23 protein-coding genes and 1 tRNA gene are annotated in these 25,835 nt (G+C 45.4%); 13 read left to right on the plus strand and 11 right to left on the minus strand.

From position 1 onward, the window contains the following. The first annotated feature begins 37 nt into the window (after positions 1 to 37). Positions 38 to 427 (plus strand): cytochrome b562, encoded by a 390-nt coding sequence (gene cybC / locus AAZR23_RS11605; RefSeq protein WP_434692707.1) that lies wholly within the window; start codon positions 38 to 40, stop codon positions 425 to 427. Positions 428 to 508: 81 nt separating this feature from the next. Here cybC and cybB read toward each other — a convergent pair whose 3' ends face one another. The 3 genes from cybB to folD all read right to left on the minus strand — a co-directional run bounded on the left by cybB (position 509) and on the right by folD (position 2,191). Continuing rightward, positions 509 to 1,042 carry a cytochrome b561 gene (gene cybB, locus AAZR23_RS11610; RefSeq protein WP_218426570.1) on the minus strand — a complete coding sequence of 178 codons (534 nt, stop codon included), beginning with the start codon at positions 1,040 to 1,042 and terminating at the stop codon, positions 509 to 511. A gap of 70 nt (positions 1,043 to 1,112) precedes the next feature. Next, entirely contained in the window at positions 1,113 to 1,325 is a 213-nt protein-coding gene (gene ybcJ / locus AAZR23_RS11615; RefSeq protein ID WP_046893216.1) for a ribosome-associated protein YbcJ, read from the minus strand. A gap of 2 nt (positions 1,326 to 1,327) precedes the next feature. Next, entirely contained in the window at positions 1,328 to 2,191 is an 864-nt protein-coding gene (folD, locus tag AAZR23_RS11620; protein WP_046893234.1) for a bifunctional methylenetetrahydrofolate dehydrogenase/methenyltetrahydrofolate cyclohydrolase FolD, read from the minus strand. Positions 2,192 to 2,383: 192 nt separating this feature from the next. On the opposite strand from folD, the gene AAZR23_RS11625 reads away from it, so the two are divergent. From AAZR23_RS11625 to AAZR23_RS11680, 12 genes are all read left to right on the plus strand, one after another. Beyond that, positions 2,384 to 2,460 (plus strand) — tRNA-Arg (locus tag AAZR23_RS11625). A 1,349-nt stretch (positions 2,461 to 3,809) separates the two neighbouring features. Next, a complete protein-coding gene (acuR, locus tag AAZR23_RS11630) occupies positions 3,810 to 4,451 on the plus strand; it encodes an acrylate utilization transcriptional regulator AcuR (RefSeq protein WP_434692868.1) in 642 nt (213 codons plus the stop codon). A 125-nt stretch (positions 4,452 to 4,576) separates the two neighbouring features. Continuing rightward, a complete protein-coding gene (acuI, locus tag AAZR23_RS11635; RefSeq protein ID WP_166708435.1) occupies positions 4,577 to 5,560 on the plus strand; it encodes an acrylyl-CoA reductase (NADPH) in 984 nt (327 codons plus the stop codon). A gap of 434 nt (positions 5,561 to 5,994) precedes the next feature. Beyond that, the gene (locus AAZR23_RS11640; protein ID WP_046893218.1) at positions 5,995 to 6,966 is read left to right on the plus strand and encodes an SPFH domain-containing protein; all 972 of its coding nucleotides are present in this window, start codon (positions 5,995 to 5,997) and stop codon (positions 6,964 to 6,966) included. A 213-nt stretch (positions 6,967 to 7,179) separates the two neighbouring features. Then, the gene (locus AAZR23_RS11645) at positions 7,180 to 7,455 is read left to right on the plus strand and encodes a hypothetical protein (RefSeq protein WP_434692710.1); all 276 of its coding nucleotides are present in this window, start codon (positions 7,180 to 7,182) and stop codon (positions 7,453 to 7,455) included. A gap of 525 nt (positions 7,456 to 7,980) precedes the next feature. Then, complete coding sequence (locus AAZR23_RS11650) at positions 7,981 to 8,268, plus strand: hypothetical protein (protein ID WP_166708433.1); 288 nt, start codon at positions 7,981 to 7,983, stop codon at positions 8,266 to 8,268. 139 nt (positions 8,269 to 8,407) lie between these two features. Continuing rightward, entirely contained in the window at positions 8,408 to 9,694 is a 1,287-nt protein-coding gene (locus tag AAZR23_RS11655; RefSeq protein ID WP_434692712.1) for an HlyD family secretion protein, read from the plus strand. 34 nt (positions 9,695 to 9,728) lie between these two features. Continuing rightward, the gene (locus tag AAZR23_RS11660; protein ID WP_434692714.1) at positions 9,729 to 11,843 is read left to right on the plus strand and encodes a peptidase domain-containing ABC transporter; all 2,115 of its coding nucleotides are present in this window, start codon (positions 9,729 to 9,731) and stop codon (positions 11,841 to 11,843) included. A 197-nt stretch (positions 11,844 to 12,040) separates the two neighbouring features. Beyond that, complete coding sequence (locus AAZR23_RS11665; RefSeq protein ID WP_434692717.1) at positions 12,041 to 12,604, plus strand: hypothetical protein; 564 nt, start codon at positions 12,041 to 12,043, stop codon at positions 12,602 to 12,604. A gap of 354 nt (positions 12,605 to 12,958) precedes the next feature. Then, positions 12,959 to 13,852: a pirin family protein gene (locus AAZR23_RS11670; RefSeq protein WP_434692719.1), complete on the plus strand. Its 894-nt coding sequence runs from the start codon at positions 12,959 to 12,961 to the stop codon at positions 13,850 to 13,852. A 174-nt stretch (positions 13,853 to 14,026) separates the two neighbouring features. Then, positions 14,027 to 15,043 carry an alcohol dehydrogenase AdhP gene (gene adhP, locus AAZR23_RS11675; protein WP_166708428.1) on the plus strand — a complete coding sequence of 339 codons (1,017 nt, stop codon included), beginning with the start codon at positions 14,027 to 14,029 and terminating at the stop codon, positions 15,041 to 15,043. 197 nt (positions 15,044 to 15,240) lie between these two features. Continuing rightward, on the plus strand, positions 15,241 to 15,894 hold the full coding sequence (locus AAZR23_RS11680) for a glycosyltransferase family 25 protein (RefSeq protein ID WP_434692721.1): 654 nt from the start codon (positions 15,241 to 15,243) through the stop codon (positions 15,892 to 15,894). A 77-nt stretch (positions 15,895 to 15,971) separates the two neighbouring features. Here AAZR23_RS11680 and AAZR23_RS11685 read toward each other — a convergent pair whose 3' ends face one another. Genes AAZR23_RS11685 through tssF form a run of 8 tightly spaced genes read right to left on the minus strand, consistent with a single transcriptional unit; the run spans position 15,972 to position 25,171 of the window. Next, complete coding sequence (locus AAZR23_RS11685) at positions 15,972 to 16,457, minus strand: DcrB-related protein (protein ID WP_046893932.1); 486 nt, start codon at positions 16,455 to 16,457, stop codon at positions 15,972 to 15,974. A gap of 25 nt (positions 16,458 to 16,482) precedes the next feature. Then, positions 16,483 to 18,123, minus strand: a complete 1,641-nt coding sequence (locus AAZR23_RS11690) for an OmpA family protein (protein WP_434692723.1) — start codon at positions 18,121 to 18,123, stop codon at positions 16,483 to 16,485. After that, positions 18,124 to 18,756 carry a hypothetical protein gene (locus AAZR23_RS11695; RefSeq protein WP_434692724.1) on the minus strand — a complete coding sequence of 211 codons (633 nt, stop codon included), beginning with the start codon at positions 18,754 to 18,756 and terminating at the stop codon, positions 18,124 to 18,126. After that, complete coding sequence (locus AAZR23_RS11700) at positions 18,750 to 20,096, minus strand: GlcNAc-transferase family protein (RefSeq protein ID WP_434692726.1); 1,347 nt, start codon at positions 20,094 to 20,096, stop codon at positions 18,750 to 18,752. Before AAZR23_RS11700 ends, AAZR23_RS11695 begins: the two co-directional genes overlap by 7 nt. 12 nt (positions 20,097 to 20,108) lie before the next feature. Then, a complete protein-coding gene (locus tag AAZR23_RS11705) occupies positions 20,109 to 21,119 on the minus strand; it encodes a fimbrial protein (RefSeq protein WP_434692729.1) in 1,011 nt (336 codons plus the stop codon). Next, complete coding sequence (locus tag AAZR23_RS11710; RefSeq protein ID WP_218454498.1) at positions 21,116 to 22,243, minus strand: ImpA family type VI secretion system protein; 1,128 nt, start codon at positions 22,241 to 22,243, stop codon at positions 21,116 to 21,118. Before AAZR23_RS11710 ends, AAZR23_RS11705 begins: the two co-directional genes overlap by 4 nt. Before the next feature lie 34 nt (positions 22,244 to 22,277). Further along, positions 22,278 to 23,294 (minus strand): type VI secretion system baseplate subunit TssG, encoded by a 1,017-nt coding sequence (gene tssG, locus AAZR23_RS11715; RefSeq protein WP_434692731.1) that lies wholly within the window; start codon positions 23,292 to 23,294, stop codon positions 22,278 to 22,280. Beyond that, the gene (gene tssF, locus AAZR23_RS11720; protein WP_046893926.1) at positions 23,294 to 25,171 is read right to left on the minus strand and encodes a type VI secretion system baseplate subunit TssF; all 1,878 of its coding nucleotides are present in this window, start codon (positions 25,169 to 25,171) and stop codon (positions 23,294 to 23,296) included. Before tssF ends, tssG begins: the two co-directional genes overlap by 1 nt. Positions 25,172 to 25,835: the final 664 nt, after the last annotated feature.

Consider the following 25,835-nt stretch of genomic DNA (forward strand, 5'->3'; position numbering starts at 1 on the left):
TGTCGTATTTTTATTAAAAAAATAAAGGAAGCATCTGATGAGTAAAAATATGTTAGCGGTATTGCTCGTTTCCGTTTGTGCGTTTGGTACAGTCACGGCGTCAGCCGCCGGATTGTCAGATAATATGAAAACGCTGAACGCAAATTTACAGATTGTTGAAAAAACAGATGACGCGGCAGCGCTGAAAGATGCGCTGACAGAAATGCGTGCTGCGGCACAGAGTGCCAAAGAGGAATTACCCGCCAAACTGAAAGGTAAAGCGGCGGACAGCGCAGAAGTGAAGGATTACCATCACGGTTATGATGTTCTGACCGGACAAATCGACGAGGCACTGAAACTGGCGGGAGAGGGTAAAATTCAGGAAGCAAAAGCGATGACTGAACAATTTAAAGTCACCCGCGGTGAATACCACAAAAAATACCGTTAACAAATTATACAGATACCGTTCTTCAGTATTAAAAACGCCCGGTTATGACTGCCGGGCGTTTTATATTTCAGCGGCGGATAATCAGTGCCGTTTACGCGGCATCATGCGCAGCAGGGTATTATCTTTCCAGAAATAGTGATGTGCCAGTGCGGCTGCAGCATGCAGGCCGATAATAAAATAACCGGTATTAGCAATGATCTCATGAATATTCTGTATGCTGTACGCGAGATCTTCATCCGGTGTGGCAGATACCGGCATCGGAATACCAAATAATGACCAGTCATAACCGTTCAGATATTTAATACTGAAACCGAGCACCGGTAACAGAATAAATATCACAAAGATCATCAGATGCACCAGATGAGATAATCCGGTGATCACCGGGGACGGTTTGGGGATAATAGCCGGTGCGCGATGCTTTATTCTGACCGCCAGCCGGACAATCATCAGTATACCGACAGAGATACCGCAGCTGTAATGCAACCCGGACAAGATACTCCGCAGCGGCTCATCAGCAGAATCCCGTAACAGACCACTGATATAAACGACAATCACAAGCAGAAAAATAAACCAGTGCAGCGCAATTTGCACAGGCCTGAATTTTTGTGTTTCCATTTTTTGCGGCTCTTTTATTATGCGGATAAAAAAACCAGAGTCGATGCTCTGGTTTATTCACAAATTGATATTATTCAGCCACTTTTACCTGCTGACCGGCAAATTCCACCACTTTACCGGCAGTGATTTTGCCGCGTTTGCGGGTTTCTGTTTCACCGTCAACAGTCACCTGACCATCAGCGATAAACTGTTTGGCGGCAGCGCCGCTGTCTGCCCAGCCCTGAATTTTGAGCAGGTCACACAGTTCAACATGCGGGTGCCCGTCGAGATTAAAAATATCCATGGTTATTCGTCCTTATCGTGAAATTCTTCGCAGGCCTGTAATGTATTCTGAATCAGTGTGGCAACCGTCATAGGGCCGACACCACCCGGTACCGGGGTGATCCACTCTGCGCGTTCGGCGGCTTCGGCAAAATTCACATCACCGACCACTTTGCCGTTTTCCAGGCGGTTAATACCCACATCGATAACGATCGCGCCGGGTTTGATCCACTCGCCCGGAATAAAACCGGGTTTCCCGACAGCCACAATCAGCAGATCCGCATTTTCGACATGATGACGCAGATTTGTGGTAAAGCGGTGAGTGACCGTCGTGGTGCAACCGGCCAGCAGCAGCTCCAGACTCATCGGACGGCCGACAATATTGGATGCGCCGACAATCACAGCATTCAGACCAAATGTATTGATATTGCAGCGCTCAAGCAGCGTCACAATACCGCGCGGTGTGCACGGGCGCAGATTTGGCGCACGCTGGCACAGGCGGCCGATATTATAAGGATGAAAACCGTCTACGTCTTTATCCGGATGAATACGCTCAATGACTTTGACATTATCAATACCGGCTGGCAGCGGAAGCTGAACGAGTATCCCGTCGATAGTATTATCGTTATTCAGTTTATCAATGAGATGGAGGAGTTCGGCTTCGCTGGTGGTATCGGGGAGGTCATAAGAACGTGAAATAAATCCGACTTCTTCACAGGAACGGCGTTTGCTGGCGACATAAATCTGAGATGCGGGGTTCTCACCGACCAGGATAACGGCGAGACCGGGAGCACGTTTTCCGTTAGCAATCCGTTGCTGAACTTTTGCGGCAACTTCGGCACGGATGGTCGACGCAATCGTTTTCCCGTCTATAATTTTTGCTGACATCGTGTAAAAATCCATAAAACAGATAAAAGATGGGCACTATTCTGTCAGAACATTTTCCGTCTGTCAGTTATGTTTTATTGAGGTGGCGGAAAGTTACTGCCGAAGATAACTTATTTTCTGATTGACTCGCCGCTCCTCAGCCGTATAATCCACGGTGCATCAAGCAGTTAACCCGCTGTTTTTTTCCTCAGCGCGCCCTTAGCTCAGCTGGATAGAGCAACGGCCTTCTAAGCCGTAGGTCACAGGTTCGAATCCTGTAGGGCGTACCATATAAAACAAAGAATTACCCGCACAGTTACTATCAATAATAAAAGCACGGGTGTTTTAACGGGTATCTTTATCTTTTTGTGACCAAGCCCATCTTTCGTACTCAACTTCTGTCTATCCCAAAAAAGTCCGCCTTTCGTTCTTGCCGGTAAAACTCATTACCAGAAGCATATAGCCATCTTTCGATAACTTATACATTGGCTGAATACCGCTATTTTTATCAATGTAATTAATGAACTAAATATTGGTCTCTGCAAATTTATCAGGACAATCGCTGATTGTTTGCTTTATTTTCCTCAGCACGTTTTTATGGTTTTTCCAAAATAGTCAGCAATCTTCCTGCCGGTTGTGAATACCTGTCTATCAGAGGCCGGTACCATTTTCTGAAAATTGAACCCGGGTAAAACTACGGCAGTGGTCATGGTGTAAACCTTATAAAAAAGTGAACCTGTTCATCAGACTCCACGTTACCTGCGTTGCCTGGTCACGACCGGTTTGTTCCCGGTGGTCAGGATGTGGGTCATCCTCCCTGTCGATATAGTGCGTACTATCTAAGGCTATGAGAAATCAGATATAAAAAGCCCCGCTATTTAGCGAGGCGTTGTTTTCTTAATATACGTTTTTGAATCAAGGATCTGTTGTTATAACTGGTGTAGTTAATGGCGGAGTTGTTGGCGTTGGTGTTGTCACCACGGGTACGGTAAATGACGGTGTCGTCACTGTTGGTGTTGTTGGGTCTGGTGTCGTCACTGTTGGTGTTGTTACGCACGGGGTTGTCACCGGACATGTTGGCTCGGGCGGACATACAGTCACAGGCGGGCATGTCGGTTTCGGCGTTACTGGCGGACACGTTGGTTTCGGCTTTTCCGGTTCCTCACATTTGCAGCAGCACTTGCAACAGTTATTCACGATAATCTTAATAACTGTCTGCCCGTTCTCACAACATGCTTCCTTTGTTACTTGAGTCATGATAATTCCTTTTTGATATCTGGCTCCCATTGAGCTGTATAATTATACAGTTGTCAGGTGGTGCTTAATAATCAGCTCCGGAAATGCAATGCGCCTCTGTCTCCCGTATTGCCGGCTTATCGTGATGACAGTCCGCTATTGATTTCTGTCGTGGTTTAATAAATTTGGCCGCCTGAGCAGAGGGGCATGAGTCCAATGTGCGGATCACAGAAAACCCTGTCGGGCCCGGCAGGCAGAGGCCATGTACAACATGATTGCCGGTCAGTCGCAGGATACCAAAGAGCAGGTCGGTAAAATTCTGGCTCCGTGGCACCCGGAAAAAGATATGGCATTTACAAGACAACCGGTCTATATTGTTTCGTATGACAGAGGTAAAGACGCGATGACATCAGAAATCATAAAACCAAAACGGGGACGGCCGCCGAAAAATCATGATGCGGGTGCAGATGTAAAACAAATGCTGATCCGCAGTGGCATGGAGATGTTTACCGAAAAAGGCTATATGACTTCGGATATCAACGGTATCCTGAAAAAAGTTGGTGTGCCGAAGGGCTCTTTTTACTATTACTTTGACAGTAAAGAGCAGTTTGGTCTGGAAATTATGCGTAATTACGACAGCTACTTTTCCCGCCTTCTGGATAAATGCCTGTCTGATACCACGCTGCCGCCACCGGAACGACTGCGGTTATTTTACCGGACGGCCAAAGCCGGAATGGAAAAATATCACTGGCAGCGCGGGTGCCTGGTGGGAAATCTCGGTCAGGAGGTTGCCAGCCTGCCGGCCGGGTATTGCGAAATACTCGATAACATTATTACCGGCTGGCAAAAAAAAGTGGAAATCTGTCTTCTGGAAGCACAGAAACAGCAGCTTATTTCCGGAAAAACAGATTGCAGGCAGATGGCCGCTTTTTTCTGGACGGGCTGGGAAGGTGCGGTAATGCGAGCCAAACTGACGCGTAACAGTGAACCACTGGATCTGTTTATCACTGTTTTTATGACGCAGATACTGGCGGATAAAACATAACAGCCCCGGGGAATGTTGCAGAATAATTTATTAAATATCACCGCCGTTAACACCCTGGTGCGTATTTAATAAATTTTTTTACAATTAAGTAGACATCTGGTCTATATTCATAAAAGGATAACACCATGTTTAACTGTATTCTGATTGAGAACACCGACGGCTATACCGCCAAACTGGCTCAGCTCGATGAATCACAACTGCCGGAACACAATGTGACGGTTCAGATTGATTACTCCACGCTGAACTATAAAGATGGTCTGGCGATCACCGGTAAAAGCCCGGTGGTCCGCAGTTTCCCTATGGTTCCGGGTATTGATTTTGCCGGTACTGTCACTGAAAGCAGCTCTGAGCATTATAAAGCAGGCGATAAAGTACTGCTTAACGGCTGGAGCGTCGGTGAAAAATACTGGGGCGGTTTGTCACAAATGGCAAAAGTGAAAGACAGCTGGCTGACGCCGTTACCGGCCGGAATGAGCACAAAACAGGCAATGATGATCGGGACAGCCGGTTATACCGCTATGCTGGCGGTTCAGGCTCTGCTGAAGCAGGGGATCACCAAAGAATCCGGTAAAGTTCTGGTCACCGGCGCCAGCGGCGGTGTGGGCAGCTTTGCGGTTTCTCTGCTGTCAAAATTAGGTTTTGACGTTATCGCATCCACCGGCCGCACTACAGATACCGCGTACCTGATCGATACGCTGGGTGCATCCGAAATTATGGATCGCAGCGAGTTATCCGCACCGGGTAAACCACTGACCAAAGAGCGCTGGGCGGCTGCGGTTGACAGCGTGGGAAGCCATACTCTGGCCGGTGTCTGTGCCGGTACGCAGTACGGCGGTGTTGTGGCGGCATGCGGTCTGGCACAGGGGATGGATTTTAACGGTACTGTTGCACCGTTCATCCTCAGAGGTGTGAGTCTGATAGGGATTGACAGTGTGATGCGTCCGCAGGCAGACCGTGTGGCGGCATGGAAACAGCTGGCAGAACTGACAGATCCGGCGCAGCTGGAAACCATCAGCCGGGTTATTCCGTTAAATGAAGCGATTCCGGCAGCACAGCGTTTACTGAACGGTGAAATCCGCGGCCGTGTGGTGGTGGATGTGAATAATTAATATTGCATTATCCGCAATATAATACTGAATCTTGTTGACGAAAGTCCTTTGCCTCCGTTCCGGGGGCTTTTTTATATAAAAGAACATCTGCCGGATTCCTTCCGGCAGATGTCCGGACTTGCAAAGTTAGCACTATTACGTGCTCTCCCATACTACTAATTATAATCAGTTAGCGAAAGGTGTATTATCACGGCGGACTGATGTGACAGAATAATCTCTGTATTTTTATTCATATTACAGGTAATGGTCACAGGTATTATTTTCTTCTGATTCTTTGCCGGTTAAAGAAAATTCGGACATACATACCGGAATTTGCTCATCAGCAGTATTTTATGAATAATAGCGATGAAAGATGAAAGATGAAAGTGAACGATGAAAAAGACAGTATTTATAAAAAACAATATTAACTAAGAATTATCTTATAGGGATGGGACATGCAAATGATGCAGGCAGTAAATCCGGTGAAACTGAAGTCAGTGGTCAAATTAATTATTGTTGCTGTTATTCTCCTGTTTGCAGGAATAATTACCTTTAATTCATACACTATTGTTCAGGATGGTTCAGTAAAAGTCGGGACTTTTTTAGGTAAGGTTAATCCGGTGGCATATGATGCCGGGTTGCATTTCCCGATTAACCCTTTTATGACATTCGATACGTACTCGACAAAAGATATCCGTGTGTCACTGAAAGAGTTACGTGTACCATCGCAGGATAAACTGAAATCTATCGTTGATATTACAGTGATGCTTCAGTTTGATGGCGCCAAAGCGCCGGTTCTCCGTATTAATGGTGGTACAGAAAGTGAAGCGCTGGATAAATATGTCCGCCAGAAACTGATTTCCACGATTCTGGAGTTCGGGAAAGATGTTGCCAACGCCCAGGATCTGTATACCGCAGATACACAGCGGAAATTACAGGATTCTATCCGTGATGCCATTCAGGGTTACGCTTCACCGTACGGTTATACGATTAAAGAAATTATGATCCAGGATATTACGCTGCCGGAAGTGGTTCAGGAGCAGGTTGTGAATACCAAAATGCGCCAGGAGCAGATAAACCAGGCAAAAGCAGAAGCTGAAAAAGAGCGTGAACTGGCACAGAAAAAAGTCGTAATCGCACAGGCTGAGCGTGAGTCAGCAGAGCAGCAGGCGCTTGCCCGTGAACGTAATGCCCAGGCGAGCTCTTATGCCCTGCGTCAGGAGGCTGATGCCCGTTTATATGCGGCTCAGAAAGAATCTGAAGCTAACACTGTACTGCAGCAGACAATCACCCGCGAAATGATTAACTGGAAACAGCTTGAAATTGAACAAATCAAAGCGGAGAAATATAAAGGTGAAGTCCCTAATATTGTTGTGGGTGCAGACTATGACGGTAAAATGATCATGGACATGCGTTCTCAGCAATAAATAATATCAGCTATAAGGTAAGGCAGGAAGACAGAGTTCATTCCTGTCTTACCATTATTATTGTTTTTTTGATATCCCCGGAATAAACATTGAATTATCTGGTCTTTAAAAAAATCAGTAGGATATATCCTGAATAATAAATAATTTAGAAATAATGTCATTGTGAATTTTTTATTATTCAAATAAAACCATTGATTATTAAAAGGATTGATAATGAAAGAATTAAATCATACAGAAATTGAATTAGTTTCCGGCGCAGGTTGTATCCAGGATACACTCACCGGCATTGGTGAAAAACTGGGCGATTTGGGTTTCGGGCTGCTCTCACCATTTCTGAAAGTTGATCTTCCTGTTATCGGAAAAGTAAGCCTGAAAGACTTTGTTCCTGATCTGGGAAAAGATGTCGGTGGTCAGGTGGGTTCTGTTGTCGGTGGTCTTATTGAAAAAACATTGGGTCGTGTAATTGATCTCGGTACTATCTGTAAATAATTAATCTGAGAAAGTAATCTGTCTCAGTGATGATCCTCTGCTGGTGTGATAGCGGAGGATCATTAATATTATCGCTGTTAATCATAAGAATACTCTGTATTTAATCTGAATCCGAAAATAATTACGCCACTCCCCGTTAGTTAAGATATTTTTATTATTCCTGCGTCATGATATGGCTTGTTTTATTACAACTCCTTTCTTTACCTTGATAGCTGAAATATATCGGGAGCATAACCGTGATTAAAATTTAACTGTATCAGGTACTATTGTAGCATAAAAGATACTATTAATACCTAGTACGTGTGTTCCTTTTTAGTGATAATGAAAATATATTAACAACTCAACAGTATGATAAATAAGATAAATTTCAATATATAACCGGATGGTGTTATCACATCGTTAATAATGCGAATTTGTTTTTGTTACGTTATTTTACCTATTCATTGTCGGGTGTTAATTCATATAAAATAAATATTCTTCTGAGGTGCTCGGATGGAATAACTAATAATGAAAGGAAAGTCTACTATGAAAGAGTTAAGTATTCAGGAAATTGAAGCAGTTTCAGGTGCCGGTTTTATCAAAGATAGCCTGACCAGTGTCGGCGGCAAAGTTGGTGATGCTACATTCCGTGCATTCGTTTCATTTGTGAATGTAAAAGTACCTCTGCTTGCCCAGATGAATATCGGGCAAAAATACCCGGATTTAGGTAAGAACCTGGGTTCTCAGATTGGCGGTAAAGTTGGTGGCACAATCGAAACTGGCTTAACATTATTACCTGGTGTTGGCGGATTATTTAAAAAAATCCTGGGCTGATTAATACGGAATCACCGTATTCCTGATGTCAATACTTTATTTTATGGGAATTCATTATTTTATGAATTCCCTTTTTTTTATTTTTTCCCTGATACTGTCTGCCTTTTATTTCACCGGATAACCGCAGGCAGGGTTTATTGTGTTCCGCAAAGCTGCACTTGATAACAGAAAAATGAAGTGGCGGGGTAAGGCGTTATTGTTACCCGGTATTCCGCTGTGGCTGATCCTATTATGCAGTGTCCTGTTTTTAACTGCTTTTCTGGTCTTTATCTTATCCGGCAGTTATACACGCCGGGTCAGTGTGACAGGGGAAATCACCACAAATCCGCGGGCTGTCATTGTATTTGCCGGTGTACAGGGGTTTATTACCCGGCAATATGTGACTGAAGGGCAGGTTATCCGCAAGGGAGAACCGGTTTACAGTATTGATACCAGTAAAGCGACTGACAGCGGTGTGGTCAGTGATAATCAGCGCCGTGAAATTGAACATCAGTTACAGCATATCCGCGACATGATCATCCGCCTCAGAGAGAACAAATACACCACACTGACCTCGCTTGAAAAACAAAAATCGCTTTATGCACAGGCACAGTTACGCTCTGCCGGTATTATTGAGCGGGCACAGGAAGGTATCCGTATTATGAAACTGAATATGGATAATTATCACCACTACCGGGAAAGAGGTCTGATAAATAAAGATCAGTGGATGAATCAGGCCGCACTTTACTATTCCCAGCAAAACAGCCTGCTGGGATTAAGCGGCCAGAATGAGCAGAATATTTTGCAGGTGACGTTACTGGAAAGTCAGATTCTGACTCAATCTGCGGAATTTGATAACCGGATTTATCAGCTGGAATTACAGCAATCCGAACTGATGAAAGAACAGGTGGCCAACGAAGCCGGCAGCGGAATTATTGTCCGTGCCCTGACTGACGGCCGTGTGGACTCCCTCAGCGTGACGGTCGGGCAGATGGTTAATCCGGGGGATACCCTGCTCCAGATCCTGCCGGAAAATATCAGTCAGTACTGGCTGGTGCTTTGGGTACCCAATGATGCACTCCCTTATCTGAACATCGGTGATGCCGTGAATATCCGCTATGAGGCGTTCCCGGCGGAAAAATTCGGCCAGTTCGCCGCCTCCATTCAGATGATTTCCAAAACCCCGGCCTCACCGCAGGAAATGATGACCTACGCCGGTGCACCAAAAGTCAGTCAGATGCCGCAGTCCATCCCATACTACAAAGTCATTGTTCGCCCGGAAAAACAAAAGATTGCGTATGACGGCCGTGAACTCAGCCTGCAAAACGGTATGAAAGCCAATACCAGTCTGTTTCTGGAAAAGCGCAAAATCTATCAGTGGATGGTCTCGCCGTTTTATAACATGAAGCAGAGTGCCTCCGGGCCGGCAGGAGCAGACACACCATGACAGAACGGATTCTGTTATCTGACCGGGAGGCCGTATGCGCCGTTTATCCTTAAAAAACCTGCTGGAAAAGCTCGACCTCAGCCTGCACAGACGCATTCCGGTTATTCACCAGACCGAGTCATCCGAGTGCGGCCTCGCCAGCCTTGCGATGATCTCCGCGCATTACGGTAAAAGTATTGATCTGATTTCCCTGCGTCAGAAGTTCAATCTCTCGGCCCGCGGCGCGACACTGACCGGACTGACCGGCATGGCGTCGGAGCTGGGGATGACCACCCGCGCCCTGTCGCTGGATATGGATGATCTGCCGAATCTGCGGCTTCCCTGTATTTTACACTGGAATTTCAATCACTTCCTGGTACTGGTCAAAATCAGCGGTAATAAATTTATTCTGCACGACCCGGCATACGGCCGCCGGGTGGCCGGCATTGAGGAGATGTCGCGCAATTTCACCGGCGTGGCCCTGGAAGCCTGGCCCGGCAGCACCTTCACCAAACAGGAGGTGGTGAAAAAACTCAGCCTGCGCAAGCTTATCGGTAATATTCACGGGCTGAAACAAGCCCTGCTGAAAATCTTCGCGTTTTCGGTGGTGATTGAGGCCATCGGGCTGATTATGCCGGTCGGTACCCAGCTGGTAATGGACCACGCGATCCCCGCCGGGGATCAGGGGCTGTTGTCCCTGATTTGTATCGGGCTGCTGTTCTTTATTCTGCTGAAAGCGGCCGTGAGTATGTGCCGTGCCTGGGCGAGCCTGGTGATGGAAACGCTGATCAACGTCCAGTGGCAGTCCGGATTGTTCACGCATCTGCTGCGTCTGCCGCTCAGCTACTTTGAGCGGCGTAAACTCGGGGACATTCAGTCCCGTTTCGGCTCGCTCGATATCCTGCGGACCACCTTTACCACCAGCGTGGTCGGGGCAATCATGGACGGCATCATGCTGATCGGCGTGTTTATCATGATGATCCTTTACGGCGGCAGTCTTACCTGGATTGTGCTGGCCTTTACCGCGGTGTATATCGGCCTGCGGCTGGCAACGTACGGCTATTACCGCCAGCTGTCGGAAGAGTCGCTGATTAAAGAGGCGCGCGCCGGGTCGTACTTTATGGAATCCCTTTACGGGATCACCACGGTAAAAACCCAGGGCATGAGCGAGCGCCGGGGTAATCACTGGCTGAATCTGAAAGTGGATTCCATCAACACCGGCATCCGCCTGACCAAACTGAACCTGATGTTCGGCGGGGTGAATACTTTTATTATGGCCTGCGATCAGGTAGTTATTCTGTGGATCGGTGCCACCATGGTGATCGATAACACCATGACCCTCGGGATGTTTGTTGCGTTCAGTGCCTACCGCGAGCAGTTTTCCGGCCGCGCGGCCTCCATCATTGAGTTCCTGCTGCAACTGCGGATCATGAGCCTGCATAACGAGCGTATTTCTGATATCGCTCTGAATGAGCAGGAAAATAAAAAGCCGGATGTGCCGTACGAGCCGCAGATGCAGGCCGCCGGGCTGGAAACCCGCAGTCTGGCGTACAGCTATGACAGCCAGTCCGCACCGATTTTCCATGATATTAATCTGTCGGTCGCGCCCGGTGAAAGTGTGGCGATCACCGGGCCGTCCGGTTCGGGGAAAACCACACTGATGAAAGTGCTGTGCGGTTTGTTTGAACCTTCTGACGGCAAAGTGTTTATTGATAACATCGATATCCGCCAGCTCGGGGTCAATAACTACCATAAAATGATCGCCTGCGTGATGCAGGATGACAAACTGTTTTCCGGCTCGATCCGCGAGAACATCTGCGGATTCACCGAAAATCCCGACGAGGAGTTAATGATAGCCTGTGCACAGGCCAGCTATATTCACGACGTGATTACATCGATGCCGATGGGATATGAAACGCTGATCGGTGAACTGGGTGAAGGGCTTTCCGGCGGGCAGAAACAGCGGATATTTATCGCCAGGGCGCTGTACCGCAGGCCGCGTATCCTGTTTATGGATGAGGCGACCAGTGCGCTGGATAAAGAGAGTGAATCTTACGTCAACCAGGCGATCAGCCAGTTGCCGATCACCCGGATTATAATCGCTCACCGTGAATCGACCATTGAGTCAGCGGACAGGGTTATTTCCCTGGACGGGAAAAAGAGTAAATAAATCTGTTACCGATATAACCGGAGATAATAATTGCCACATAGGGGTTTTTATTATCGATCAGATTATAACTATTATGATATTTCCGGGTGTTTATCCTAATTTTTGGAATTTATTTTATTTGTCATATCCGGATGTGTTAATAATAAACTTTTATTTACGGATGAAATAATAAATAACAAACAGGGATGTTAACACTTATGAAAAGAGCAAGTAATATAATGCTGAATGGTATGGTTTTGTTATCATTGTCAGCGATCAGTTTTTTTTCATCAGCAGAGAAATTTCTTAAATCAGTGCCGGGAGCTGTCAATACCGCGGTGCAGGTCAGTCCGGTTGTAACATCACAACCGGAGGATGGCGATGATATTATCATTGTTGCACAGACAGAATGGGTCGATTCCGGTATTCATGATCAAAAAGAGGAATACAGTCTTTTTTTCACCAGAGAAAATCCGAAGATTGATAGTAAACTCAATGTTACATTTTCATTTATGATACAGATGAATGGCGATAAAAAAGTGGAAATGTCAGATAAAGGAAAACCGAATGGCATGTTTTTTAACAGGATTGTTGAAACCTGGTCACTGGACTGCCTGAATTTTTCCGGCCACCGGCTTTCCAGAGTGTACATAATGAATGATAGTATTATTTACTCCCGCAAACTGGATACCAGCCATAAAGATATCGGTAAAGTTGAAAAACTGACGGTATTCCCTGATACAGATAGTTATAATGCAGCAAAACATTACTGCGGAAGATAATTAAAGCTGTTGCATTATGATACGTTGCTTCAGCAGGTCGCTATAAGATGAATGGTAAAATATAAATGCTATTCATCTTATAATAACGGCTGTTTTTAATCGTTAATTTGCAGATAGCTGCGTTTGCAAAGAGTTACGTTTGAAAACATCGCTTTATTAAGTCCGGAAAAATAGAATTTTTACCTGTTTCGTTGTCTGTCGCTTATTATTTATATCTTTCCGCGGATGGTGACGGATGCGTTAATCCTGTTGCCGGACACCGTGACACGGGGCGCTTTCTCAGTATACTGAATACCTTAAGACCGCCGTCCGCGGTGCTGACGGTGTCCACTCACTGATAAGGCAGGAGGCAGCATGACAGACAAAAACGCAGTCTTACCCCGGCGCATCAGCGCGAGAATTAAAGATGTCGGTGGCGTACCGGTATCCCGGGTACTGCCGGTAAAAGAGCGCCGTCAGATAGGTGCATGGTGTTTTCTGGATCATGCCGGTCCGGCGGTTTTTGAAGGGGATGACGGCATGAAAGTCGGGCCGCATCCGCATATCGGTTTACAGACCTTCACCTGGATGCTGGAGGGTGAAGTGTTGCACCGGGACAGCCTCGGATCGGAACAGATTATCCGTCCCGGCCAGGTTAATCTGATGACTGCAGGGCGCGGTATCACACATACTGAGGATTCCGCCGGCAAAAATGCCCGCCTGCATGCCGCTCAGCTCTGGATTGCCTTACCGCCTGCGGACAGTATGGTTGCACCGCGTTTTGACCATTATCCGGAGTTACCTGTCTGGCATCACGACCAGATCAGTTTCACATTACTGACCGGCGAATATGATGACCGCCGTTCGCCGGTTCTGCATTTTTCTCCGCTGATCGGTATGGATTTGCAGGCTCAGCAGGAAACGACAACCACATTGAATACCCGGCCGGATTTTGAATATGGCATTTTTGTGCTGGAAGGGCGCCTGACATACTGTGATGAGGACTATTCCGTCAATGAACTGGTATATGCCGGTGAGGGACTGTCTTCCGTCACACTGACGCTGATGAAAGGGACACGGCTGCTGTTACTGGGCGGAACACCGGTACAGGAAAGAATTATGATGTGGTGGAATTTTGTTGGTTATGACACACAGACACTGCAGCAGGCAGTCAGTGACTGGAACAACGGAGATATCCGGTTCGGCACGATAGAAAATGAACCCCGGGAGCCGCTGCCTGCACCTCAGTATCCGGTATCGCGTCAGTAACAGATAATGACGGATATTCCGTCGAATACAATATTTCTTATTAATGGTAGTCATAATCATTGGCATTCAATGTGCAGTATCATTTCGTATTTCACGCTAAAATAAAAGGGCTAATGGTCGTTATGTTACTGAACTGAACATAACTTTTCTGTTATTCCGTTATTGAGGTTAACTATGAAAGCAGCTGTTGTCGCAAAAAATAAGACCGTAGAAATCAAAGAGAAAACATTACGCCCGCTGAAATATGGGGAAGCCCTGCTGAAAATGGAATGCTGCGGTGTGTGTCACACTGACCTGCATGTGAAAAACGCTGATTTCGGTGATGTATCCGGTGTGATCCTCGGACATGAAGGTATCGGGGTGGTAACGGAGATAGCTGAAGGTGTCACTTCGCTGAAAGTTGGTGATCGTGCCAGCGTTGCATGGTTCTTCCGTGGCTGCGGCCATTGTGAATACTGCAACAGCGGCAAAGAAACATTTTGCCGTGAAGTGAAAAATGCCGGTTATACCGTGGATGGCGGTATGGCCGAAGAGTGTATCGTTACTGCCGATTATGCGGTAAAAGTGCCGGATGGTCTGGATTCAGCCGCAGCGAGCAGCATTACCTGCGCCGGTGTCACCACCTATAAAGCGATTAAAGTTTCCGGAATCAAACCGGGCCAGTGGCTGGCGATTTACGGCCTTGGCGGATTAGGAAACCTGGCGCTGCAGTACGCCAAAAATGTCTTTAATGCCAAGGTGATCGCTATTGATGTTAACGATAAACAACTGGCGCTGGCAAAAGAGATGGGCGCTGATCTGACCCTGAATCCGAAGACAGATAATGTCGATGAGATCATTCAGAAAGAACTGGGGGGGGCACATGCTGCCGTGGTAACCGCAGTAGCCAAATCCGCATTTAACTCTGCGGTTGCCGGCGTCCGCGCTGCCGGCCGTGTTGTGGCGGTAGGTCTGCCTGTCGAAACGATGGATCTGAGTATTCCGCGTCTGGTACTGGACGGCATTGAAGTCGTCGGCTCGCTGGTGGGCACCCGTGAAGATCTGAAGGAAGCTTTCCGTTTCGGCGCGGAAGGGAAAGTTGTGCCGAAAGTGGCAATGCGTCCGCTCGAAGATATCAACACTATCTTTGAAGAGATGGAGCAGGGTAAATTTACCGGTCGCATGGTTATTGATTTTAAAAACAAAAAATAATCGGACTGATATATTTATTGTCATCTTATTCAGCCGCCCGTTTTCGGGCGGTTTTTTATGCCGGAAATAACAGATTTATCCTCTGAAAATGACATCTACTCTGTGGAATAATATGAAAAATCCTTATCCGGAGCATATTATCTAAGCTGAAACAAGGACGCTATAATTATTATTTAATATAATATCAGGACAATCTAATGATTAAAATTAACTGGAGTTTTGTTGATAAAGTTGTCTATATTAACCTGACGAAAAGAACTGACCGCCGGGAAAGTATTGAATTTCAGCTGAAGAAAATAGGTGTGCCGCAGGATAAAATCATCCGCTTTCAAGCAGTGGAAAATACGAATGGTGCATTGGGATGTGCACTTTCTCATATCGGTGTTATGATAATGGCGAAAGGAAACAACTGGAATAATGTTCTTGTTCTGGAAGATGATATGATTTTCAATGATGATGATGAATCACTGGACAGGATAAATTATTTTTTCAGCAGCCTGACATTTTCATCATGGGATGCAGGATTATTATCTGGAAGTTACTTTCAGCTTAAGCAGGAGCATGGCTGCTTTTATCGTCTTTACTTTTCATATTTAACGAACAGTTATATTGTTAATCAGCACTACTATCAGACACTGAGAAATGTATTCATTAAATCGGCAGAAGAACTGAGTGCTGATGTACCCAGACATAAATGTAGTCTGGATCTTCACTGGAATTCGCTAATGAAAGAAGATAATTGGTATGCAGCTTATCCGTGTGTGGGATATCAGTTAGTCGATCAGAGTGATATTGAAAATATAATAACCGATCGTACAACTTCATTTACCAGAACGCTGGATGAAATGTAATTGTCGCTGAATTGTTATCGCCGAGTTATTACTGCAGAGAAAAAATACTCCCCTATTTTTGTAATAGGGGAGATAAATCAGCCTAATAATCCAAAAGTTGAATTTGGTGTAAAGCTGTTTAATACACGAACATAATGCTTGCGCTGATACTCGGTAAACTCACCGGTACGGTTCAGAGTAAAAATAATCAGGCGATTGTTGTTCGGGTTGGTATCTTTATGATATGGCAGTTTAATCATAGACTGTACCTGCTGCATACGTTCACCCTCTTTCAGATAGCTGTTGGCAATCTGAACAACTTTCATTTTCATCGGACCCAGTTCATGGGTAATCATTTTACCTTCTTCCTGGAAACCGGGTAAATCACGGGTAAAATTAGTCACTTCATTTTCACAAAATTCTTCAACAGTTTCATCTTCAGCTAAAAAGGCACGGTGAACGATAATATTATACTCATTCAGCGTAGGATCACGATAAATCAGAATATTAATCGTATTGTCAAGGTCAGGCGTTGATGTGATAAAACTGCCTTCAGGAATCATGTACTCGTTATTTTTACTCATAAATAATAATCCTCAAAATATGTAATTACTGATTTTCCTGATAAATTTTGATTTCAACACGGCGATTTTTTTCTCTGCCATCCTGAGAATCATTATCTGCAACCGGATTTTGGGAACCTAAGCCGCGGGTAACAAAATGGGTATCAGGAAATCCGGAGGATTCCTGTAACCAGTGTTTTACCTGCTCAGCCCGGTTCAGTGATAAATTAATGTTAATTTTGTCATTGCCGGTATTATCGGTATAACCTTCAATTAAAATTTTCACATCCGGATTTTGTTTGATAAACGTTAATAACGGCATCAGATATTCTGTGCTTTCTTTTTTTAACTGTGAACTACCGGTGTCAAAGACAATATTTTTATCATGGGCCACATAGAGCGGGCTACGGGAAAACTCTGTAATTGATTTATCCAGTTTATTGATAAAAAGAGCAGGAGACGTTAATTCCATGATAAAGAAATGCGGTTTTTCATGCTGAGAAATAGCAGCGGATAATTTTTTCATCTGCTGAATAATAGCAACACGCTGTTGTAATGCATTGGGTGGTGTGGCCTCAAATTTACTGACAAGGTCATTAACTATTGCATTACGCTGAATATTAAACTCGAGTGACCAGAGCAGGCTTCCTGTTATTACTCCGGCAATCAGTACCGGAATAAGCAGCAATAAATAGTGCTGTTTTTTATAAGGAACCGGCGTCATTTCAATCATCTGTTTTTTGATCTGCGGCGGTGGTTCCCCGATATTTACCGGTAATGGCGGAAGCGTGAGATAAGACGATATCAGCGGCAGCAGTGCAAATTTTTTCTGAACCCAGCGAGACCAGGCACCATGGCGTGTCGGGCCGTTTCCATAATCAGAAAACATCAGATTGGTAAAGCTGAGGACGCTTTCAGAAAACAGGGATTCTATTTCTGCCATCAGGCCGGCTTCATCCAGCCAGTTCAGTGTGGACAGTGCCAGTGCATTACGGTGCTGTGCGGCAACCGGATGGGGCCGCCGGTAAACCGTATTCAGTTCTTTGCGCAGTACGATGATCTCATCACGGAATGGTTTTGACTGAGTATCATAAAGATTAAATTGTCCGATCCAGATCGCGTTATCCGGATCATGGGCAAACCGCTGGCTGCTCAGGCGTGAATAAATGATTAACGTGCAGGGAATTTGCTGTTCAAACTGACTGCGGGAAAAGGAATTTTTCCAGCCCGTCAATTTATTCAGCAAAAGGGCATCGGAATCATTACCATCCGGTAATACCGGGAAGACAGCACTAATCTGATAATGGCGGTGTTTCTGACTGATAGCCGCAACCTGTTTGTGAATATCCTCAGGCTTGTTTATCAGCATCCAGATAATCCGGTTATCAAACCGGAGCGTGTCAGCCTCATCCTGCCGGCTGAACCAGGCTTTGGCATAGGGCCCGAGAATAAAGACAATTTCCGGTGCCGTTGTGGTATCTGCGTCGTTGTCATCATGAATCACCACCTCTGAATGTTCTCTGAGACGGACAGCAAAAAGAACCGCGATGATAAACAGTACGATACACAATCCGCTCAGCCAGATAAACAGATGCGCTTTATCATAAACAGCGAGCCCTGCCTGCGTGAGAGCAAGAAGACTGAATAAAATAATCAGCCATTTTTTTACAGTGGCAAAATTTTTCATTTAAATCAGGGTATCCAGTGTGTCACGAATATAGAGCCCGGTAAAAATCAGAATCGATATCAGGCAAAGGATCTCTGCGGCAAAAATAAGCGGCATATTGACTGTCCGGTAGGTTACCGGTGCCGGATATTCCGGTGCCGGCGGTGTTTCAGGTACCGGTAGTGCCACTGGTTCAGCGGCCGGCAGTACAGGCAGCCGTTTTTCAAATAACGGAATAACCGGTTTCAGTACGGTTTTATATTCCGCTAATCCGGACAACCGCAGCGCCATCTGATAAGCCGGTAAAAAAACCGCGTTGCGTTTTACATCAGAAAAAAGTGTCAGTTGTTCCGCAACATCAAAAGGTTCCCGATCAAAACCGTAGAAATAATTTTCCAGTAAATAAGGCGCCCAGGAGAGCTGCTGGCTGTCGGTGTATTTGAGGATGATTTTATCCAGATAAATACAGAGCAGCCGGCAGAAGTTCTCAGAATGTGTAAAATAAGGATCTTCCAGTTCCAGACAATCACGGAACTGCTGAACCGATGTAGATAAGTTCAGTTGTAATTCTGATAAAGAGGGGATAATTGCCTCCAAATCAATAAGTGAATCAATACACATTATCTTATTGAAGACATCCTGACTGTTTACCATACTTTCTCCACGGTTTCTCCCCAGCCGCACTCTGTAAAGAAAGGTGCCAGCCGGAGTTTTTTAGGAACAAGGTGGGTTTTATCTTTCAGTTTTATTTCGAACTGATAGATATTTTGATCATCACCGGATTCCTGCCTGGTTAACTCTTCGGATGTCAGTCGTTGCATGGCAATAAGCTGATTGTCTTCGGTAAAAATACCTAATGACCAGTAATCAATATTATCGTCATTTGCGCTTAATTCAGATTTGTTAATTTTAATCGTCTGGTAGTAGTCACTGTATAACTGAGCTATCCATGCTTCCCGTGATTCCGGAATATAATCAAAATAACACGGTTTAGTATTATTCAGCAGTTCTTTGACTATCAGTTGTTCACTGAACATTATACCGGTTAAGTATTCATATTCTTCCAGTGTCCGCTCTGTACCTAAACTGTATTTCCCGAGGGTGATATCATCAGAATGCTGAATACCTAATACCTGACGAACCCGCTCTTTTGATAATTGATCCCGTTCAAACCAGCTTTTTTCAACCACTTTTTTTTCTTTTTTCTCCTGGGTATGGTCTCCCCAGATTCGGTCACAACCAGAGCGGCTGTAAAAATGATACAAAAATATTTTGTTGGGATAGATAACATCATAGCCGTGAGTAAATGCTCTTGCGGACATTGATATTTCTTCCCCGAGGAAAAATATCTGCGGGTCATTGGGGACATCAAGTACAAACTGACCCGCAGAAAAAGTAAAACCACCGGCTAAAAAACATCCCCGGGTATACTGTTTATTATCAAGGAATGCGATCGGATTAAAGGAAGGAATGTCACCGTCATTAAACTGATTAAATACCATTCTGGCAAAGGTCTCATGACGGACTTCTTCTTTATCTTCTGTCGCCGGGGTATACGCAGGCGGATAGCCGGATATAATTGGTTTTCTGAAATCATTTTTCAAAGACAGATAGTATTCAATCAGTCTGCTATCCCAGTCCGGAATAAAACGACAGTGAGAATCTATCTGAAGAAAATAGTCTTCATCGGTATAGTATTGTTCACAGCAGTTTCTGGCCCAGCATGCGCCCTGAGCCTGATAATATTGTACAAAGTGAACATTGATTGTTGCCCCCTGATAATTCAGACGGATAACATCCGGATTACTTTCAGAATAGTTTTTTTCTGTTGCACCTGTATCAGTAAAAACAGAAAAATCACATTTTTCATCCTGCCAGCATACAGAGATAAATAATTTCTCCGGACTGGCGGAGTTTTCAACCATATTCTTCAGTGTCGGGATTAATTCGGAATCCCGGTAACTGGCTATACTGATAAAGATTGTATTTTTCATAATGCATTTCTGCTATTTAATATCCAGAGTAATAATAGCGGATGCTGTGAATTTTCCCTGTGCCGGATATGGTTTTCCATCCTGCTTTTTGAGGTTTGCAGTCCATCCGAAATTAGCTTTTTGTCCGCTCTTTAAATTTGTTATATCTATTTTTGTTGAGTTATCAACCATGACCGGTTTTTTCTGGTCATCAGTTATTTCGATGATTAGCGAGTCATCATTATTTTTAATGTCACTGACTTTAATATATTTACCATCAGCTGTTATTTTATTACCTTTAATTGATGCTGTAACATTGTAACTGTTGTAATCTGTTTTACATACTATACCGAATTGAAATGGCTTTGCCACCCCGCTCCGGACGTTATCTGCATTGACGGTGCCAAAGTCGACCGGCAGAGGGTTATCAACGGTGCACACAGGCGTACTGATAATATGAACTTGATTCATGTAATAAGTTGAAACAATGGCATTCTCAATACTATTATGACCAATTGTTCCGGCATCAAATAATAAAGTCTGCTGAGGGAATTTTGTATTAAGGCTGATGTTATCACTTAATTTATAGAATGAGGCATTAAAACGTCCCGGCACTGCTACGTAACGACTGCCACCTTCAGGAATTGTTTCACCCCGATATTCTAAATTGAATCTTGGTAACTCACGGGCAGAACTGCCATCCGGAAATGATGCCGTAAATTTTACACCGATACCCTCGATATTCGTTTTGTACATATTCGGATAACCAGGGTAAGGAGTAAGCCCGATAATCGGACGATTACCGTAGAGAATGGTAGTATCGCAGATGTACTCGACATTCTGACTCAGTGATTTAGAAGCGATTGTTTTTCCGATCGGCGTATCCGGGGCAACCAGCGCATCAGCCCGTAATTCAATGAGTGTATCCGGTGTGTCTAATCTTTCGGCCTGGTAATTAGGTGGTAAGTCCGGGGTACATGTCGCAGCCAGCGCATTACCTGATATTCCCAGTGCGGCCAGTGTGGCCAGTAATTTTATCTTCATGACATATCCTTATTGATATCCAAAACAGCGAGCATGTCAGCGGGGAATAATTTACTGAGCTGAAAGAAGTTTTTCCCTGCCGCTTCTTCGGCATACCTCAGCAGTAAAATAATCGGGTTACCGGGTTCGGTTTGCTGAAACCATGCCCGCACTTCACGGATCCTTTCGAGGGCATCCTGCCGGGTGTTAATGACTTTGTCGCGATAGACAATCCGTTCGGTTGTCACCGTCGTACTATCGCCGTCAACGACGGTTTCTGTTGTGCTGCGGACAGAATCCGATGACTGACTGCGGGCTTCATCCGCCGGGTCATCCCCGGCAAAGACTAATTCAGAGGTTAAATCGGCATCACCATCAGGGGAGACACCGGTTGGCAGTTTTTTGCCGTTAGCGGTCAGATCTTTATTGAATAACGACAGTACCTGAGTCAGTGCCGGAAGTGCCGGTGTTTCATTTTCCAGCGTTTCCCGGGTCAGTTTTTTGATGGCATCCAGTATCAGGGCTGCATTATTGAGGGAGGCGAGTGTTTTATCATTATTCAGGCGCCATTCATTCAGGATACCGGTGACACTCTCTTCCGCGAGGGCATTTTCTTCTTTCGGGATGGCAAAGGCGCGTTCAACGTCTTTGATGGTCAGTTGCAGTCCGTTGATCTTAGGCAGTGTCATCTGCCGTAAATCCAGCATAAAGCCATCCGTATCTTCCAGTTCGGAAATGGCATTGGCACGCATAAACGGCTCAAATTCACCCTCATCATAAAGCTGAGGATGAATTTCATTCGGAAAGTCTTTCAGCAGCTGATACAGCGCGATAAGCCCTTCTTCCAGAGCAAACAGACCAATCTGGCGGCTGCGGGCACGGATTAACAGAACGATCAGGCGGATATGCTTACTTTTTTTCAGCAGTTCCAGACAGTCACTTTCAATTTCCCGCCAGTTAACCGGTTCTGTTGTTTCGACAAAATCACCGTATTCCGCGCCCATTTTGGGTGCCATTTTGGACTGTAATGTGATGTATAACGGGTCATATTCGATACTTTCGCCGCAGACGAATTTCCCTTCCAGCGGCGTAAGGATTTCTGTATAAAAATCAGACTGAAAAGTAGATTGCAGTTCTTCGCTCACGGTCATTATTCCATTATCGGTTAAATGTAACGGCTCAGTTCAGGTGAGTTTCAGGATCAAAACTCATACCGGATATCGGTTCATCCTGTTTCTCCCGCGGCAGCCAGGCGGCATAACCCAGCTGATGGCTGCCGTCGAGGTTAGCTTCAGGTACCGCGTCAGGTGCCAGCACCAGCTGAACATCCCAGGCATACTCAAAGCCAACAAAGTTACGGACCCACTCTTTGAGAATCGGCAGATCCTCTCCCCACAAACTGAAGCGCATATATTGTTCCAGCGTTAACGGACCCAGGATCAGACTGAATTTGTGTTGCCTGTCCTGAACGGTATTGCCCAGAATGGCGCCTTCTGACAACAGTAATGAGGAGTTCAGATCCCCCATCCGGGTCTGATCGGCCGTTTCCAGAAAAATCCATTGTTTGGTGTATTCCTGCAACTGAACCCGGATACCAAAGTAATACTCCAGCGCACCGGACAGTCCTTCAGGATTGCGCGCCTCCCGGATCAGATGAGATGAAGAGGAGAGGCGGGCGTGTGTCGGCAGAACGGAGTTACAGATTTCATCCGGTACCAGGCCGATGAGAGCGCCGATATAAAAAGAAAATTGCTCATCATCCTTGCGATCAAGGGTGGCGACGTCCTGTGAAACAAACCAGTTCCGGTAAAACAGAGACAGTGCGCGGTGGTGAAAGATATTCACAAAATCACGCAGCAGGGTGTCCTGATGTTCCAGCCGGATAAAGGCCTGTTCGGTAAAGTTAACCGGCATCGCTCCCTGCGGCCCCCAAATGCCGAGGCTGTAGAGATCGATATGGCACAAGTTACCTTCGTGATAGATATCGGCTATCTCACGCGGTGCGAAAGCCATATTGGGTGTCTGTCCCAGCCGGTAAGGCTCCTGCTGGGGACGTGCTGCTGTTCCGACGGGCGGCATATCGGGATATTTCGCCGCGACGGCCCGCATCAGGCTGATAAAGCCGCTTTTCCACGGCTCTTCTTCGTTATACCAGCGCGACAGGTCGCTTAACATATTGTGATGCAGATGGCTCATTACAGAATCCCGCGTTTACCCGGCCTTGGCGCCCATTTGGCAACAAGGCCGCGTTGCATTGAATGCAGTTCTGTCTCGGTAAAGACGTTAACTGCCGCGTGACGGGATAAGTAGTTTTCCATCACTAACCCGAATAAATAAGGACTTAACCCGGAAAAGCCGACTTCATCCACAGTCAGAACACACTGAACACCACGGCCGTAGACCAGCAATTCATTGCCCGGCAACCGGCGGACAACCGGTTTGGTTTTACTGCCGACCAGACTGTCAATCTGTGTCATAGACTCCTGATCTGCCGGACTGACAAACAGACGCAGCAGATTACGCAGAGATTCCCCGCCCCGGTTGTGATCCATATCGTGCAGCGGCAGGTAGTTAAAACTGAGCTGACGGATAAGCCGCCATGCAGACTCACCACGGGCAAACGGCGGATGCGGCGGACTCGGCTGTGACAGGAAATTGGCACCATACACCGGAACAGAATCTGACAGCGTTAAATCATAATCATTGCTCCGGTCGATCAGGCGGGGAAGGTCACGGTTAGTGACCAGCGCTTCCACGGAGAGATAACGGATATCGTCATCAAACGGAGCTTCCTGCTGATCGACGAGGGAAATAAAGACTTCAGTACCGATATACGGTGTCAGCGTCTCATATTTACGGCGTGCACTGCCGTTGGCGCGGGTTTCCCTGCGCAGCGAGAAATAACGGCCGAAGTTTCCGGAGTCACTGTGGCGGGTCTGATAAATCGGGTTGAAAATGACCTCACTGCTGTTTTCTGCCTGTTGTCCCATCACTTTGCGGACAGAAAAAACTTCATAGTCCAGCGGCCGGCTGCGATCCGGTACAACGTGAAAATCATTCAGCGCACGGTTAATTTCGATTTTATCGATTCGTTTGGGAAACAGGTTGATAACCGGTGTGCAGAACAGCAGAAAACGATCTTTATCAATATGACTGATAAGATCCTGAGGAAAACGATCCAGCAGAATAATAATTTCCGCTTCATTGGTATCATTATGGCGCAGAGCATCGCGCAGATGATTGAGCGTAAAGAAATAAAAGCGCTGGCGGCAGGAAAAATATTCCTGAACCAGGTTATGACCATGGAACATATTCCACTGAACCGGCAATAATGCCTGGTCAGGCTGCAGGCCCTCAAAAGAGACACCACCGTTGACGATAGTGGTATCTTTCTTCTCACTGCCGCCGCTGCGGATAATCATGGCGACATAATGCGCGTGGATCAGCTCAAAAATATGTGAGACAACACGTTCGTCACCATCAATATAAAAAGGCAGTTTGTCGAGATTTTCGAGCTGGGAAAACAGGTTATCGCCGTCAAGTTTCAGTTTTATCCGTAACGCACCTTTCAGGCGCGAATAAGATATTCTGTATTTTTCCAGGCTGGAAATATCCGGCGGGATTGACGTCAGCCGGACATCTTCGATTTCAACCGGCCATAATGTCAGATCCTGACTGCTGCGGAATTCGCAGCGTGATTGTTCACCCGGCAATAACCGGGTAAACATCTGACTGTTCTTCGGAACATGATAGCCGTTCGACAAATCACCTTCTTTGGTATTAGGATGCAGCTGAATGACCCCCATTGACGGGGTCTGGGCATTATAATTGGGATAAATAACATCCAGGAAACGCTGGGTAAATTTCGGGAATTCGGCATCCAGTTTTACCTGGGAACGCGCTGAAATAAAACAAAACGCTTCAATCAGCCGCTCGACATAAGGATCAGCAACTTCAATACCATTCATGCCCAGACGACCGGCGATTTTCGGATGCTTTTCCGCAAACTCACCGGACATTTCTTTCATAAACGTAAGTTCCCGATTGTAAAAATCAAGAAATTTCTGATCCACGGATATACCTCTGAAAAGAAATGAATTATGAAGGCAATTATCAGCCTTAAAAAATAATAAAGATCTAAATATGAAAAGACACTGAATAAACTCTGGTTAAAAATAAAGGTCATACGTTCATACCGATATCGGATAAGTCTGTATTACCGTGTTATTACCTTGTGGTAAGGAAATTATATGATGAAAAAATAAGTAATTTTCAATGTGAACATAATATGATTAGTTTATGAATGCCGGGTGTTCATCTTTTTCCGGAGGGCGTCTTTTGGTTTTGATTATATAGATTGTATATTATCCGGGGATATATGCTTAATCATTTTATTCATCGATTTATTTGTAGTTGGATTAATTATTTATTAGGGTGTTGTGGTGATTTTTTTACGGTGTTCTGGTTTTTTATTTTGTTTTTTATTATTTGATGTTCATTGTTTTTATTAATTCCCTATTTATCCTTTTTTTGAATCAATCTGATTGGTGTTATTTTTATCTTGTTGTTTTTTATTGATTAATTAGTTGTTTTCCTGGCCATTGTCATAAGAATTTTCTAAATTGATATATTTATTTTTTCTCGTGGTTGTGTTTTTTTTATTTACATAATAGTCTTGGTGTAAAGACACGAAGTAAACCTCAGGATAGTGTGTAGTGCATATAAGGATTAATGCAG

It is taken from the genome of Morganella sp. Je.2.23 (assembly GCF_051129855.1).
Classification (GTDB): domain Bacteria; phylum Pseudomonadota; class Gammaproteobacteria; order Enterobacterales; family Enterobacteriaceae; genus Morganella; species Morganella sibonii.